We start from the raw sequence: 15,193 nt of genomic DNA, 5'->3' as shown, positions 1-15,193 counted from the left end.
AGGCGAACCACAACGCACCCGCACCCAGGGACAGAGCCGCACCCCCACAACCCAGGGGCGCGGGGAACGGCGCGACCAGCCACGAACAACCCGCAGCCGACAACGAACCAGCCCAGACCTCAGTGCCGCCCCGCCACCCGATCCGCCCACCGCGCCAACCGCGACGACTCCGCGCTGTGCCCGCCCGACTCCCGCCGGTCCGCCGCCCGATACGTCGCGTACATCCCCTGCACCCCCAACCACCGAAACGGCTCCGGCTCCCACTTCCGCACCTTGTGCCCGACCCACGGAAGCCCGGTCAGCTCGGTCGCCCCCGCCTGCCCCGAGTCCAGCTGAACCAGATCCCGCAAAGTCCGCGCGGCGAGATTCGTCGTGGCCACCCCCGACCCGACGTAACCCCCGGCCCACCCCAACCCCGTGGACCGATCCAGCGTCACCGTCGCGCACCAGTCCCGCGGCACCCCCAGCACCCCCGACCAGGCATGCGCGACACGCACCCCCGCGAGCGACGGAAAGAACCGCACCAGGATCTCGCGCAACGCCTCGACCGTCGAAGCCTGCGTCCGCCCGTCGTTGTCGGTCCGCGAGCCGAACCGATACGGCACCCCACGTCCACCCAACGCGATCCGCCCGTCGGCGGTGCGCTGCGCGTACATGTACGCGTGCGCCATGTCCCCCAGCGTCTCCAGACCACCCCACCCCACCGACTCCCACTGCGCGTCGGTGAGCGGCTCGGTAGCGATCATCGACGAGTTCATCGGCAGCCAGGTCCGCCGCTGCCCCTTGAGACTCGCGGTGAACCCCTCGGTGCAGCGCAGGACATAGGGCGCGCGAACGGTGCCGTACGGCGTCACCGCCTGCCGGGGCCGGATCTCCGTCACCGGCGTCGACTCGTGGACGACGACCCCCAGCGCCTCCACCGCCGCCGCGAGCCCCTTCACCAGCTTCACCGGATGCAGCCGCGCCCCGTGCGGCGTCCACGTCGACCCGACCGCGTCCACGACCCGGATCCGCTCGCCGGTCTCGCGCGCGCCGTACAGCTCCCGATCCGTCTCGCCGTACGACAGCTCGTGCTCGTGAAAAGCCTTCAGCCGCGCCAACTGAGCAGGCGTACAAGCGACTTCGAGAACGCCCCCGCGATGGATGTCGGCCTCGATACGCTCCTCCTCCGCGACCCTGACAACCTCGGAGACGGTGTCGTTCATCGCCTCCTGCAGGCGTACGGCGGCTTCCCGGCCGTGGAGTTTCGCGTACCGCTCGCGCCCCGCGATGCCGTTGTAGAGCCAGCCGCCGTTGCGCCCCGACGCGCCGTAGCCGCAGAACTTCTGCTCCAGGACGGTGACCCGGAGGGAGGGGGCCGCCTTCTTCAGGTAGTACGCGGTCCACAGCCCCGTGTATCCGCCGCCGACGATCACGACGTCGGCGGAGGCGTCTCCGGCGAGGGGCTCCCGTCGCGCAGGGAGGCCGTCGTCCGCGTACCAGAAGGAGATGCCGCCGTTCACGACACCGTTCACGACACCGTTCACGACACCGCTCGCCGAGCTGCTCATATCCGGACGCTAACCCCTGAGGGCGGCGACTGTCTCCTTCGGATTCCATGCTTTTCCACAGCCTCTGACCAGCGGATAACACGCCAGCCCGATCGCCACGGAGGTGAAATGCCCGAGATCGGTGAAGGTCCGGCCGGTCTCCAACGGCACCCCGTAGACGGCCAGCACGACCAGCAGATACGGGTAGCGCCACGGCACCGCGATCCGGTACGCCAGCACCCCCACCACCCCGGCCAGCGCGTAACTCACACCGATGTCAAGGGTGTTGACCGCGGACTGCGGGGCCACGCCCCTCCTGATCGCCTCCAGCAGCGCGCCCTCGCTGATCAGCGAGGCCAGCACATGCGCGGCCACGCACACCATCAGCCACCGCGCCGTACCGAGCCACCGTTCCGCCTGCGCGTGGAACACCGTGTACAGCGCGGCGTACGGCAGCCAGCGCCCCCCGTCCATCCACATCGCGCTCGCGAACAGCACCCGCACCGGGTTGTTCGACAGCTCGTGGATGTTGGTGGACCGCTGCCGCAGGAACTCCTGCTCGAACTCCGGTGACATGTGGTGCATGGCGACCGTGGTGACGAAGAGGATCCCCAGCCAGACGTAGGTGCCGGGGGCGCTGCGGACGTACGCCCACACCCTGTGGAGGCCCCGGGTAATTCGCATGAGCCGATTCACGCACGCAAGTATCGTCGGAGGCGTGATCGACATCCCGGCCGCGCTGCTCGCCTCCCAGGACAGGTTCAACGGAGCGGCCGGACGCGCCTTCGTGGCGGAACTTCCACAGCGGGCGGCAGACTTCCTGGACCTCTGGTCACTACGGCTCAACGGCCCCTCGATGTACGGCAATTGCGCCCTGGTCCTCCCCGTCCTGCGCGCCGACGGCACCCGGGCCGCGCTGAAACTCCAGTACCTCGACGAGGAGACCGCGGGCGAGCCGGTCGCGCTGCGCACCTGGGCGGGCGACGGCGCCGTAGAACTTCTGGAGTACGACGACGGGACCGGCACCCTGCTCCTGGAGCGTCTCGACGCGTCCCGTGCCCTCACGCACGAGCCGGACTCCCGCGCGGCGGCCCTCGTGATCGCCCGTCTGCTCGCGCGTCTGACGGCGGTATCCGCACCGCCGGAGCTGCGCCAACACCTCGGCACGCTGGCGGCGGCCATGCTGGAACGGGTGCCCGCGGCCCTCCCCGGCCTCCCGGACCCGGCCGACCGGCGCCTGATCGAGGACTGTGCGGCGGCGGTCCGCGAGGTCGCGGCGGAGCCCGGCGACCGGCTGCTGCACTGGGATCTGCACTACGACAACGTCCTCGCCGCCGATCGGGAGCGCTGGCTGGCCATCGACCCGAAGCCGTTGGCGGGCGACCCCGGGTTCGAGCTCTTCCCGGCGCTGGACAACCGTTTCGACGCCGACGAAATCCGTTGGCGCTTCGACGCGATGACGGACGTGATGGGCCTCGACCGGGCACGGGCGCGGGCCTGGACGCTCGGCCGGGTGCTGCAGAACGCGCTGTGGGCGATCGAGGACGGGAGCCGGCCCGCGCCGGATCACCTGGAGATCGCGCGGCGCCTGCGCGACTGACCCGGGGCGCCTACGCCCAGGCCGGTGTCCAGGTCTCCGTGTCGCCGGAGTGACCGGACCCGCCGGCGTCGTGGAGGTGATCGCGGAGCGCGGCCAACGCCGGATGCCGATTGTCCCGGTGCCGGACCAGCGAGTGCGGGTAGACCGGCGTCGGATTCCGTACGGCGATACGGCGCAGGTCGTGGCCGGCGGGCCAGACCAGGCGGGTCTGCTCGCCGACGAAGGTCGCCAGCGCACCCGAACCGGCGATCGTGTCCAGCAGCGGCTCCACGCCGAAGTCGGGCCCGGTGCTCTCGATGCCGAGCCCGAACGCGGCGGCGAGCGCGTCGTAGTAGGCGGCCCACTCGGTACCGGGGACGAGGCCGGGCATCCAGATCCGGTGCCCGACGAGGTCGGCCGGGGTGACCGCGCGGGCGGCGGCGAGCGGGTGGGCCGGGCCGGTGAGGAGCTGGACGGGCTCGTCGAAGGCCCGGCTGACCTCGATGTCGTCGGGGAGTCGGCGGCCGGTCGTCGCGACGGCGCGGAAGGACGCGTCGACCGTCCCGGAGCGGATGGCGTCCACGGCCGCGTCGGCGTCGAAGAGGGTCACGACGTCGAGCTCGACGTCGGGGCGGGCCCGGTGGAAGTCCCGTAGCAGCGCGGCCGGGGCGAGCCCTCGGCCGATCACGTCGACGCGCAGCGCGCGATGGCCGGGCCGGACGGAGGCGAACGCCCGTGCCTCGGCGCGCAGCAGCTCGCGGGCGTGCGGCAGGAACGCCCGCCCGTCGACGGTCAGTTCGGCCCCGCGCGGGGTCCGCGCGAACAGCCGTACGCCGACCGTCCGCTCCAGCGCGGCGACCCGCTTGGAGACGGCCTGCTGGGTGATCGACAACTCCGTGGCCGCATGCTGGAAACGGCCCGCGTCCGCGATGGCCACGAAGGTGCGCACAGCGTCGAGATCCACGTCGGCGACGATACTGGCGGCCACTGACAATCAGCGCCCACCTGCTGGCACAACCAGGGGTTGTAGTTTCCCGGCGAGTCGGTTGTTTGATCTCGGCGTCCGGCACTCGCTTTGATGCCGGTGGCCGAAGTCGTGGCCGTGGTCGTGGTCGTGGTCGTGGTCGTGGTCTGCGGGTGGGTGTCCCGGAGAATGTGTCAGTTTCGCGGAAAGTGTCACATTTTTCCGGAGAGGGTGGGGCGGGGATGACGGGCAGGCGAGCGCTGGGGCGCCGGTTCGGGTGGCTGTGGGCGTCGTTCGCGGTCAGCTCGTACGGCACCGGGCTCGGTTTCGGCGCGTTCTCCTTCATGGCGATCCTCGTGCTGCACTCCGGGCCGACCCAGGTCGCGGTGCTGGCCGCCTCGGGGCGGGCGGTGGGCGCCCTGGCCGCCGTACCGCTGGGGCCGTGGGTGGAGTTCCGGCGCAAGCGGCCGGTGATGATCGCGATGGACCTGACCCGGTTCGCGGCGCTGCTGACCGTCCCCGTCGCGTTCGCGTGCGGGCTGCTCACCTTCGCGCAACTTCTCGTGGTCTCCGTCGTCGTCGCCGCGGCGAACATCGCCTTCAACGCGGCCAGTGGCTCGTACCTGAAAGCGCTGGTACCACGGGAAGACCTGCTGATCGCCAACTCCCGCTTCGAGTCGACGACTTGGACCTCGACCATGCTCGGACCACCGCTCGGCGGGGTCGCGATCGGGCTGTTCGGCCCGGTGACGACGGTGGTGGCCGACGCGGTCAGCTATCTGCTCTCGGCGCTCGGCATCCGGGCCATCGGCGGGACGGAACCGCGCCCCGAGCGGAGCGGTGCGCCGCGGCTGCGCGCGGGCGAACTGCTCGACGGCTGGCGCTACATCCTCGCCCACCCCACCCTGCGCCCACTGCTCCTCAACGCGATGGTGGTCAACGGCCTGATCATGGCCGCCGAGCCGCTGCTCGCCGTCCTCATGCTGGGTCGCCTCGGCTTCTCGCCCTGGCAGTACGCCCTCGCGCTCGCGGCCTCCTCCGGCGTCGGGGGCTTCGTCGGATCGCGCCTCGCGCGCCCGCTCGCGGCCCGGTTCGGACAGCACCGGGTGATGCTGGTCTCCGGGACACTGCGCGCGTGCTGGCCGATCGGCCTGGCGTTCGTCCGCCCCGGAGTCCCCGGGATGCTCCTCGTCACCGCCGTCCAACTCGGCCTGGTGACCTGCATCGGCGTCTTCAACCCCCTCCTGGCCACCGACCGGCTCACCCACACCGCCCCCGACCGCGTGGCCCGCACCCTCACCGCCTGGTCCATCAGCACCAGCGCGGCGATCGCGGCACTGACGGCCGCGTGGGGGCTGCTGGCCGCGGCCACGACCCCGCGCACGGCGATCGCGCTGGCCGGGGCCCTCCTCCTGGCCAGCCCGCTCCTGCTCCCGCGCCGCGAGCACGCTCCCCACGACCCCGGCAAGGACCCGAGCGCGTCTACCCTCTCGGCATGATCCGCACCGCGATCCCCACCGACATCCCCGTCATCCACGCCCTGATCCGCGAACTCGCCGCCTACGAAAAGGAACCCCAGGAGGCGAGGGCGACCCCGGAACAGCTCCACGAGGCCCTCTTCGGCCGACACCCCGGCGCCTACGCCCACATCGCGACCGACGACACCACCGGCGAACCGGTCGGCTTCGCCCTGTGGTTCCTCAACTTCTCGACCTGGCGCGGCGTCCACGGCATCTACCTGGAGGACCTGTACGTCCGCCCCACCGCCCGCGGCACCGGCCACGGCAAGGCCCTCCTCACCGAACTCGCCCGTATCTGCGTCGACCGCGGCTACGAACGCCTGGAGTGGTCCGTCCTCGACTGGAACCGCCCCGCGATCGACTTCTACGAAGCGCTGGGCGCCCGGCCCCAGGACGAGTGGACGGTGTACCGGCTGACGGACGGGGCGTTGCGGGAGCTGGGAGGGCACCGCTGACCGGCCGGCCACCTGCCCGTCCGCCCGACTGGGCGTCCGTGGCCGGGAGTTGAAGGGGCGACGGCGAGAATTCGCGCGCACGATCATGTCGAGACCGGGCAGGGTCGGGGCATGAGCCTCACGGATACGCCAACTTTTTTACCGGGCCTCGAACTCTCCCGCCGTTTCTACACAGAAGCCGTCCGCCCCCTCCTCGAAGACGCCGCCCCCGACGTCCCGCACTCCGCCGCCCGCATCGGCAGCGGCTCCGAGGTCCTGGGCTACGACACCCCCCGCTCGACGGACCACGAATGGGGCCCGCGCCTCCAGCTCTTCCTCCGCCCCCGCGACGTCCCCCGCCACGCGGGCCGCATCCGGCACCAGCTGGCCGAACACCTCCCGAAAACCTTCCACGGCTACCCGACGAACTTCGCCCCGACGACCGACGGCGACGTCCGAGTCATGAAGAGCACGACCGGCCCGGTCCACCACAGAGTCGAAGTCACCCACACCGCGGCCTGGTTCGAGGCAACGCTCGGCTTCGACCCCACCCACGAAATCACTGCCGCCGACTGGCTGGCACCCCCCACGCAACTCCTGGCCGAGGTCACAGGAGGCGCGGTCTTCCACGACGGCCTGCACGAACTCGGCCCGGCCCGCCACGCCCTCCGCTGGTACCCCCGGGACGTCTGGCTCCACGTCCTGGCCCGCGAGTGGAACCGCATCTCCCAGGAGGAGGCCTTCGTAGGCCGCTGCGGCGAGGTGGGCGACGAACTCGGCTCGGCGACAGCGGCGGCCGGCCTCACCCGGACCCTGATGCGCCTGTGCCTCCTCATGGACCGCCGTTACCCCCCGTACAACAAATGGCTGGGCACCGCCTTCGCCCGCACGACGGCCGGCCACCGCCTGATCCCGGTCCTCACGGCCGCCCTCTCGGCCACGGACTGGCACACGAGGGAGCAGCACCTCGCCTACGCCTACGAAGCGGCGGCCGGCATCCACAACCAACTGAACCTGACCGACCGCGTGGACCCGACGACCCGCCCGTTCCACTCCAGACCCTTCCGGGTCCTCCATGCCGAACGCTTCGCCGACGCCCTCACGTCCCGCATCACGGACCCGACGCTGAAGGACCTGCCGACGGCCCTCGCGTGACACGGCGGGGCGGAACCCGGATCCGGGTCATGTGCGCAGGTGCGAGGCGCCGTTGAGATCGAGGACCGTACCGGACGACCAGGCGGCTTCCGGTGAGGCGAGGTAGAGCACGGCGGCGGCCACCTCCTCGGGGGTGCCGACCCTGCCGAAGGGGCTCTGCTCGCGCAGCGCCTCGCCGTCCGGGCCCGCCAGCCTGCCCGCCTGCCGCTCGGTCGCGATGAAGCCGGGCGCCACCGAGGTCACCGCGATGTCGTGCGGCGCCAGGGCGACGGCCATCGACTGCCCGAAGGCGTGCAGCGCGGCCTTGCTCGCTCCGTACGCCGGGTGGTCGGGCTCGCCCCGGAAGGCGCCCCGGGAGCCGATGTTGACGATGCGGCCCGGCTCACCGCGGTCGATGAGGTGCCGCGCGACGCCGTACGTGACGTTCACCGCGCCCAGCAGATTGACCTGGAGCATGTGCTGCCAGATGTCCTGCCAGTCCGGATAGGAGACGTCGGCCACCTGGTGCCGGTTGCCGGCGCCGGGCGCGAGCGCCGCGTTGTTGACCAGGACGTCGACCCCGCCGAGGGCTTCCACGGCCTCCTCCACGACGGTCCGGGCCGTCTCGGCGTCGGCGAGGTCGCCGCCGATCAGCACATGGCCGTCGCCGGGCAGTTCCCGCAGTGTGCGCGACGCGTCCTCGCGGTTCGTCGCGTAGTGCACCGCCACCCGGTCACCGCGCTCGGCGAACGCCCGGGCCACCGCCCGGCCGATGCCCCGGGACGCCCCGGTGACCAGGACCCCCCGCTCGGCGCTCCCCGCACTCCCGGCGCTCACGGCGCTCACGGCGTGAAGACCTTTGACTCGTCCCGGAACGCCTTGAACTCCAGCGCGTTGCCGCACGGGTCGAGGAGGAACATCGTCCACTGCTCGGCCGGTTCGCCCGGGAAGCGGAGGTAGGGCTCGATCAGGAAGCCGGTGCCGGCCTCGCGCAGCCGGGCGGCGAGTTCGTGGAATCCCTCGGTCGACAGCAGCAGACCGAAGTGCGGGATCGGTACGGCATGCCCGTCGACCGAACTCGTCCCCCGGGCCGCCGGTCCGCCCGCGACCACGTGCGTCACCAGCTGATGACCGTGCAGGTCCCAGTCGATCCACTGCTCGGTGGAGCGCCCTTCACGCAGCCCGAGGACGTCCCCGTAGAACTGTCGTGCCCTGCTCAGATCATCGACGGCGACGGCCAGATGCACCGCTGGACGGGTCGACATACCGCAGCTCCTCACTGTGTGGCCGGACGCCATGTGGCCGCACGGCATGTGGTCGGACGCCATGTCGTCGGCCGACTCCTTTTCGTTCGGCTCCCACCTTGCTCATCGGTTCGGCTTCGACCTTGCTCCGCATCTTGTCCGAATGTCAACATTAGGACATGACTCCCGCACTGCCCAAGGCGAACCGACGCGGACTGGCCCAGGAGGCCGCCGACCTCGTCCGCGAGGCGATCTTCGCCGGGCACTTCCCGCCCGGCTCGCCCCTGCGCGAGGTCGAACTCGCGGCCTCACTGGAGGTGAGCCGCGGCTCGGTGCGCGAAGGACTCGCCATGCTCGAAGGGGAGGGGCTGGTACGCAGCGCATGGCACCGGGGCACGACCGTGATCGACGTGACGAGAGCCGACGTGGAGGAGGTCTACACACTGCGCGCGGCGCTCGACCGGCTCGCGGCGACGAGCGCGCAGGCGACCGCGGACGCCGGGCGGCTGGCCGAACTGGACAGCCTCGTCCAGGAGCTGGCGGCGGAGGCGGCGGGGGCTGCGGACGGCCCCCGACTGCTCGCCCTCGACATCGCCTTCCACGACCGGATCTACGCCGCCGCCGGCAACCGGCGCCTCAGCAGCGCCTGGCACGCGGTGCGCTCGCAGGTCCACCTGTTCCAACTGCGCCGGATCACCGTCGGCTACGAGCACTACAGCGCCCGCGTGGTCGACGAACACCGCGAGCTGGCCCGGCTGCTGCGCTCCGGCGACCGGGAGACCCTGGCCCGGTGCGCCGAGGAGCACGTGGACGCCGCCCGCCGGGGCCTGCTCGCACACCTGCCGCTGTGAGCCGGTAGTTCGATTCGGCTTCGGCGGAACCAATCCGTGGGATGTGTCAGGTTCGGATTACGTCCGGAGATGTCGTACTCACGAAGGACCCCTGTGAAAGAAGCCATCAGTATCGGCGGAAATCCCTCGACCCAGCCGGACCTGCAAGAGCTGATGGCCCGGGTCGCCCTGGGGGACGAAGACGCGTTCGCCGCTGTCTACGACGCCGTCGTCAGCCCGGTCCTGGGTGTGGCCCGTGCCGTACTGCGCGACCACGCGCAGTCGGAGGAGGTCGCCCAGGAAGTGCTGGTGGAGGTGTGGCGTACCGCACCCCGCTACCGCTCCGACCGCGGGACGGCCGTCAACTGGATCCTCACTCTTGCCCACCGCCGGGCCATCGACCGGGTGCGTTCGGTGGAGGCCGCGGCGGCCCGGGACCACAAGGCGGCGCTGCTCGCCCGTACCCCGGAGTTCGACGAGGTGACCGAGCAGGTCGAGACCCGGCTGGAGCGGGAACAGGTACGGCGCTGTCTGCGCACGCTGACCGAGATCCAGCGCCAGGCCGTCACCCTCGCCTACTACCGGGGACTGACCTACCGCCAGGTCGCCGAGGCGCTCACGCTGCCGCTCGGCACCGTCAAAACCCGACTGAGAGACGGCCTCATCCGGCTCCGCGACTGCCTGGGAGTGACCGCGTGATCACCGCTGACCTGCACCTGCTGACCGGCGCCTACGCCCTGCACGCCCTGTCCGACGAGGAACGCGAGGCGTTCGAGCGGCACCTCGTGGGCTGTGAGGCCTGCGCCCAGGAGACCGCCGAACTGGCCGCCACGGTGGCCCGGTTGGGCCTCGCCGTGTCCGTGGAACCCCGCCGGGAGATGCGCGAGCGGGTCCTGGGCCGTATCACCACCGTCCGCCAGGAGGCCCCGGCCGGCACCCCGCTGCTCCGCTCCGGCCGCACGGCGCGGCGGGGCCGGCTGTTGTCACGGTGGGCGCTCGCCGCCTGTCTCGCGGCGGCCACCGCACTGGGCGGTACGGCGGTGTGGCAGCACCAGCGCGCCGAGAGCGCGCTCGCCCAGGCACACCGGGCCGAACAGGGCACAGGACGGATCGCCGCCGTACTCGCCGCACCGGACGCCCGTACCCGGGCCGTGAGCCTGCCCGGCAACGCCCTCGGCACGGTGGTCGTCTCCCACGGCCAGGACAAGGCCGTGTTCGTGGTCTCCGGAATGGCCCACGCGCCGGCCGGGAAGGTCTACCAACTCTGGTTCGACGACGGCGGCACCATGCGATCGGCAGGCCTGATGAACCCCACCCGCAGCGACCAGGCCGTCCTCCTACGAGGCGCCGTGGACGGAGCCTCGGGCATGGGCATCACCGTCGAACCCGCCGGCGGCTCGAAACAGCCCACGACCACCCCACTCACCCTGACACCCTTCCCGGCCTGAGGAGCCCCCGAGGAGCCCCCGAGGAGACGCTCCGAGGCAGATCGGCCCAGACCGCATGCCCCCGGCGATGGTGCCGGTCGCCCCGGACCCGGGACAACACCACGCCCAGCAACAGCCCGAGGCCACCTCCGCTCACCCCGAAGCTCTCCGGCCCCCGAGGAAACCCCGAGGTGACCCACAGCCCCTCGGCGCCGCGAGCCCGTGCCCCCTCAGGCGACACTCCGCGACAGATCGGCCCAGACCGCATGCCCCCGGCGGTGATGCCGGTCGCCCCAGGCCCGGGACAACGCCCCAACCAGCAACAGCCCATGGCCGCCTCCGCTCAGCGCGGCGGACGGACGTGTCCACCTCGCCCGGATCACCTCGGTGTCGAAGCCCGGGCTGGTGTCGCTGACCTGGATCATCAGCCACTGGTGCCCCGCCCGCTCGTGCAGAGCGAGCGAGAGGCGGACCGGCCCCGCGCCATGTCCGAAGGCGTTGCCGAGCAGCTCGCTGACGACGAGCACGGCGTCTTCCGTGAGTTCGCCACGCCCCCACCGTTCCAGTTGGGCGCGCACGGCACAGCGCATAGGCCGCAGACCGTTCTCCGGTGCGGAGCGAAGCTCACGCAGGTGCGTTCCACGGCACATCAGCCCCTTCCACTCTCACAGGCAATCCGTCACGGACACCTCGGCGGACGGCTGCGGAAACGCATATTCCCCGGCGGAACCGAATCCCGGCATCCCACATATCCGTAGCGGGTTATCCGTAGCCGGTCCGGCCGCGGATTGGTCTGAGAAAAAGATTCATCCGATCGGGCAGACGGCCAATCCGCCAAGCCTTCGGAACCGGATTCCCCACGTGACCGACAACAAGCAGATCCCCCGGGTGCGGAATTCGCGCAGCGTGCTTTTCGCGCGGCGATTCCGGTACGCCGGCGCGGGCATCTCCACCAGTCGGTCCGGCCGACCCCGAACGACCTTTCTCACCCCGTCTACAGGCGGCACGCGCCGCACCCTCAACAGGAGAAACACCATGAGCACCCGTATCCGCCGTACCGCCGTCGTCCTCGCCGCCTCCGCCGTGCTTCCGCTGGCCCTCAGCGCCTGCGGCAGCAGCGGCAGCGACTCCGCGAAGTCCGACGCCTCCACCAAGGCATCCGCAGCCGCGTCCGCTTCAAGCGACAGCATGAACAACGCCGGCGCCACGGCCGCCGACCAGCCCTTCGGTACGGCCTGTTCCGGCGTCCCGAAGAGCGGCGCCGGCTCCTTCGACGGCATGGCCAAGGACCCCGTCGCCACCGCCGCCTCCAACAACCCGGCCCTGTCCACCCTGGTCGCCGCGGTGAAGAAGGCCGGCCTGGTCGACACCCTCAACAACGCCCAGAACATCACCGTGTTCGCGCCGACCAACGACGCCTTCGCGAAGATCCCGAAGGCCACCCTGGACAAGGTCCTCGCCGACAAGGCCCAGCTGACCAAGATCCTCACCTACCACGTCGTCGGCCAGCCGATCACGCCGAAGGACCTGGAGAAGGGCTCCTTCACCAGCCTGGAGAAGTCGAAGCTCACCACCTCCGGCTCCGGTGAGTCCTACACCGTCAACGACTCCTCCAAGGTCGTCTGCGGCAACGTCAAGACCGCCAACGCCACGGTCTACATCGTCGACACCGTCCTGATGCCCACCAGCTGACGGACCACCAGCAGCGCCGGGACCCGACATCGCGGTACCCGGCCACCCGACTCCTGTGACGGGGAGACGGTGAGGGGCGAGGCACTCAGAGCCTCGCCCCTCACCGCTGTACACAACTCCCGCGTAGCCCCTGGCCAGTTCACGGATCAGGGATCAGGGATCACAGGTCACAGGTCACAGGTCACAGGTCACAGGTCACAGGTCACGCAGAGACTCCGGCAGGGAGGGCAAGGCACATGTCGGCGCTCTTCCGCATCCGCGTGCTCGCCGTCTCGGACACGGGCCTGTGGTGCGCGGCGGCAGGCCGACTCACCCCGGCCACGAGCCGCGCCCTGCACATCGAACTGACCGCCCGGTGCGCCGACACCACGGTGGTCGGGCTCGACCTACGCCAACTCCGCCTGCCGCAGGACGAGTTCCTGCCGAACCCGCTCTGGCCGACCGACCCCACCATGATCCACCTGCTCGCCCCGCCCCTGCTCCGCTCCCGCACCACACCGGACGACGATCGCCTGCGCTGGCACACGGACCTCGACACGGCCTGGCAGGCATGGTCCGCGCCAGCCCCCTGATCTCCCCGATTCCCACGGATTCCCGCCACCCCCACCACCCACCACCACTCCCCAACACTCCCCACCACCTGCCATGATTGCTACTCGACAGTAGCTTCGTGTTTCCGACGAGACGAGAGGAAGTCCCGTGGCCCGTCTGTTCACCGTGAGCGGCAGCATCGTCGTCGACGTCTCCCCCGAGGCCGTCTACCAGGCCGTGAGCCGCCCCGCCGACATGGGCCGCTGGAGTCCCGAGAACCTGGGCACCACGGCCGACTCCACGGGCGGGGACCCGGCGGACGGCGACTCCGCGACGCTGGGCACCACGTTCGTCGGGCGCAACAAGCGGGGCCGGTTCCGGTGGGTGACGCGGTGCACGGTCACAGCGGCCGACCCCGGCCACCGTTTCGCCTTCCGGGTCCACGCGATCGGCCGGAGCCGTCCCCGGCTGCGCGGCCCGATCGCCACGTGGGAGTACCGCTTCGAGCCGGTCGGCGAGGGCACCCGGGTGACCGAGACCTGGACCGACGACCGGCGCGCGTGGCCGGCGTTCGTCGCCAACGCCTTTGACCGGGTGGTCACTTCGGGCAGGACGTTCGCCGACTACCAGGCCCGCAACATCGAGACGACCCTGCGCAACCTCAAGCGGGAACTGGAACGGTCACCGGCCGCCTGACCGAAGTGACCACCCGGGTAGTCGGCCGGCCGGTTCCGACCACGTCCGGCTCCGACCGCGTCCGGGTCCAGCCGAAGGTGAACGAGTACGCCTGGATGCCGGGCGTGAGCCGGAGTTCCAGGTGCGCGGTACAGGCCGCGCTGTCGTCGACGAGCTTGCACGGGGTGGAAGTTCTCCCGACCGGGTCCGCGAACACCTCACGCCGCTCCGGCCGCGCGAACAGATGATCCAGCCCACCCGGCAGTACGGCCAACTCCTCGGCCCACTCGGCGAGTTACCCTCCGTCACATCCACCGACATGACCGAGCAGCGGTCACACGATCTGCCGCTGTAGCACCAGCCCGATTTCACGATCACGGCTTCTGCCGGAGTGCGTCATGGCCGGTTTCTCCCGAGAGACGGAGGAACCATTCCTGGCGGCCGAAGAACCGATTACTTTCGGAAAAATTGACCGAATTTGCACGTGCCGCACCCTCGTTAATAGCGGGATCCGGAATATACCATTCGCATCTCGCCGTTATGGATGCAGTGATGTACACTGCCTGTGCATCCAGCGTGGGATGAGGGACGCGTGGTGGGTGTGAAGTGAATCTTCGCACGACATGACTGATGTTCTCCGTAGGCCGTGGTGAAGCTGGGGCGGCTCACGAAACGAGATATCCGAATAAAGTTCGGCATCCGGAGAGAGTGGCGAGTCGGGCAATCCGCGCTTGAGTCCTCGTTTCGCTGCGCGCCAGTTCCGCGCTCACGCCAGGCCCCCTTCGGATCGCTCCAATTCTCTGAAGAACGGCACTGCGCAGACGGCCCGGAGCGCTGACATCGTTATCGCGCCTCCCCTTTACCAAAGGGAACGCGGATCATCAGCGAGTCGGCGTTCTGGTCTTATTTAATCTTGTGGTCGCATCTGACACTCGGCCCTCCACAGAGGTCCACAGGCGGCCATTCGCAGGGGAAGACGGGGCTCCGCGTAATGGGTCGGATAAAACTGCTGATCGCCGATGACCAGGTCGTGACCCGATCCGGCCTCATGGCGATGACCAAGGAAGCTCCAGGGCTTGACGTGGCGGGCGCGGCGCAGGACATGGCAGGCGTCGTGACCACCGTCGACCGCGAGGAACCCGACATCGTCCTGCTCAATCTGCGCAATCTGACGAGTGACAGCTTTCGTCGTCTCGTCCAGCTGATCGGCGCGCACGCCTCGATCATCGTCCTGTGGTGCCACGACTCCGTCGTCACGATCCAGGACGCTTTACAGGCCAAGGTCGCCGGGTTCATGGACCTGGAAATCCTGCAGGAGGACTTCGCCAGCGTGATCGCCATGGTCAGCCGGGGCTGCGCGGTATATCTCCTCCCGCGTGACCGGCTCTCCGATATCAGTACCGAATATCCGACGTCTTCGACCTCTGCGGCGATTTCGAGTCTCACCTCGCGGGAGAACGACGTTCTGCAACTGCTGGCTACCGGCATGACGAACAAGGAGATCGGTTCCGCTCTCCACATCGCTGAGAACACCGTCAAGAAGCACGTCCATCACGCGATGATCAAATTATCGGCCTCCAACCGGGTGGAGGCGGCATTGCTCGTCTCCCAGCTCGACCCGAAGCGATGAGCGA

At 70.2% G+C, this 15,193-nt stretch carries 17 protein-coding genes; 11 read left to right on the top strand and 6 right to left on the bottom strand.

The features are described 5' to 3' along the window. Positions 1–119: 119 nt before the first annotated feature. Positions 120–1,550 (bottom strand): NAD(P)/FAD-dependent oxidoreductase, encoded by a 1,431-nt coding sequence (locus OG226_RS27945; protein ID WP_329350382.1) that lies wholly within the window; start codon positions 1,548–1,550, stop codon positions 120–122. A 9-nt stretch (positions 1,551–1,559) separates the two neighbouring features. After that, positions 1,560–2,213, bottom strand: a complete 654-nt coding sequence (locus OG226_RS27940) for a rhomboid-like protein (RefSeq protein WP_328682237.1) — start codon at positions 2,211–2,213, stop codon at positions 1,560–1,562. Between OG226_RS27940 and OG226_RS27935 the strand changes: the two genes are divergently transcribed. Further along, a complete protein-coding gene (locus OG226_RS27935; RefSeq protein ID WP_443066913.1) occupies positions 2,212–3,129 on the top strand; it encodes an aminoglycoside phosphotransferase family protein in 918 nt (305 codons plus the stop codon). The genes OG226_RS27940 and OG226_RS27935 overlap by 2 nt on opposite strands. 10 nt (positions 3,130–3,139) lie before the next feature. On the opposite strand, the gene OG226_RS27930 is transcribed toward OG226_RS27935, so the two are convergent. Further along, positions 3,140–4,072: a LysR family transcriptional regulator gene (locus tag OG226_RS27930; protein ID WP_329350379.1), complete on the bottom strand. Its 933-nt coding sequence runs from the start codon at positions 4,070–4,072 to the stop codon at positions 3,140–3,142. Between the two features lie 242 nt (positions 4,073–4,314). Between OG226_RS27930 and OG226_RS27925 the strand changes: the two genes are divergently transcribed. From OG226_RS27925 to OG226_RS27915, 3 genes are all read left to right on the top strand, one after another. Continuing rightward, on the top strand, positions 4,315–5,571 hold the full coding sequence (locus OG226_RS27925) for an MFS transporter (RefSeq protein WP_328682234.1): 1,257 nt from the start codon (positions 4,315–4,317) through the stop codon (positions 5,569–5,571). Beyond that, a complete protein-coding gene (locus OG226_RS27920) occupies positions 5,568–6,047 on the top strand; it encodes a GNAT family N-acetyltransferase (protein WP_328682233.1) in 480 nt (159 codons plus the stop codon). The genes OG226_RS27925 and OG226_RS27920 overlap by 4 nt, the downstream gene beginning before the upstream one ends. 111 nt (positions 6,048–6,158) lie before the next feature. Further along, entirely contained in the window at positions 6,159–7,181 is a 1,023-nt protein-coding gene (locus tag OG226_RS27915) for a DUF4037 domain-containing protein (protein WP_329350378.1), read from the top strand. 27 nt (positions 7,182–7,208) lie between these two features. On the opposite strand, the gene OG226_RS27910 is transcribed toward OG226_RS27915, so the two are convergent. Both OG226_RS27910 and OG226_RS27905 read right to left on the bottom strand, forming a co-directional pair. Further along, entirely contained in the window at positions 7,209–8,006 is a 798-nt protein-coding gene (locus tag OG226_RS27910; RefSeq protein ID WP_329350377.1) for an SDR family NAD(P)-dependent oxidoreductase, read from the bottom strand. Further along, positions 8,003–8,425, bottom strand: a complete 423-nt coding sequence (locus OG226_RS27905; protein ID WP_328682230.1) for a VOC family protein — start codon at positions 8,423–8,425, stop codon at positions 8,003–8,005. The genes OG226_RS27910 and OG226_RS27905 overlap by 4 nt, the downstream gene beginning before the upstream one ends. 158 nt (positions 8,426–8,583) lie before the next feature. Here OG226_RS27905 and OG226_RS27900 point away from each other — a divergent pair, with 158 nt between their 5' ends. The 3 genes from OG226_RS27900 to OG226_RS27890 all read left to right on the top strand — a co-directional run bounded on the left by OG226_RS27900 (position 8,584) and on the right by OG226_RS27890 (position 10,682). Next, positions 8,584–9,255, top strand: coding sequence for a GntR family transcriptional regulator (locus tag OG226_RS27900; RefSeq protein WP_329350375.1), 672 nt, complete (start codon positions 8,584–8,586; stop codon positions 9,253–9,255). Between the two features lie 93 nt (positions 9,256–9,348). Next, positions 9,349–9,933 (top strand): sigma-70 family RNA polymerase sigma factor, encoded by a 585-nt coding sequence (locus tag OG226_RS27895; RefSeq protein WP_328682228.1) that lies wholly within the window; start codon positions 9,349–9,351, stop codon positions 9,931–9,933. Further along, positions 9,930–10,682, top strand: coding sequence for an anti-sigma factor (locus OG226_RS27890; protein ID WP_329350373.1), 753 nt, complete (start codon positions 9,930–9,932; stop codon positions 10,680–10,682). Before OG226_RS27895 ends, OG226_RS27890 begins: the two co-directional genes overlap by 4 nt. Before the next feature lie 209 nt (positions 10,683–10,891). Here the strand turns inward: OG226_RS27890 and OG226_RS27885 are convergent, their stop codons facing one another. Beyond that, positions 10,892–11,239 (bottom strand): ATP-binding protein, encoded by a 348-nt coding sequence (locus OG226_RS27885; protein WP_329350371.1) that lies wholly within the window; start codon positions 11,237–11,239, stop codon positions 10,892–10,894. Positions 11,240–11,696: 457 nt separating this feature from the next. Between OG226_RS27885 and OG226_RS27880 the strand changes: the two genes are divergently transcribed. The 4 genes from OG226_RS27880 to OG226_RS27865 all read left to right on the top strand — a co-directional run bounded on the left by OG226_RS27880 (position 11,697) and on the right by OG226_RS27865 (position 15,189). After that, entirely contained in the window at positions 11,697–12,353 is a 657-nt protein-coding gene (locus OG226_RS27880) for a fasciclin domain-containing protein (protein ID WP_329350369.1), read from the top strand. A 236-nt stretch (positions 12,354–12,589) separates the two neighbouring features. Continuing rightward, the gene (locus OG226_RS27875) at positions 12,590–12,925 is read left to right on the top strand and encodes a hypothetical protein (protein ID WP_329350368.1); all 336 of its coding nucleotides are present in this window, start codon (positions 12,590–12,592) and stop codon (positions 12,923–12,925) included. Between the two features lie 127 nt (positions 12,926–13,052). Further along, positions 13,053–13,580 carry an SRPBCC family protein gene (locus OG226_RS27870; RefSeq protein WP_328682224.1) on the top strand — a complete coding sequence of 176 codons (528 nt, stop codon included), beginning with the start codon at positions 13,053–13,055 and terminating at the stop codon, positions 13,578–13,580. Positions 13,581–14,607: 1,027 nt separating this feature from the next. After that, complete coding sequence (locus tag OG226_RS27865; protein ID WP_328682223.1) at positions 14,608–15,189, top strand: response regulator transcription factor; 582 nt, start codon at positions 14,608–14,610, stop codon at positions 15,187–15,189. Positions 15,190–15,193: the final 4 nt, after the last annotated feature.

The organism is Streptomyces sp. NBC_01261 (assembly GCF_036226385.1).
In the GTDB taxonomy this organism is placed as follows: Bacteria; Actinomycetota; Actinomycetes; order Streptomycetales; family Streptomycetaceae; genus Streptomyces.
The sequence above is the reverse complement of the archived record's forward strand: the minus strand, read 5'-3'. Positions and strand labels throughout refer to the sequence as shown.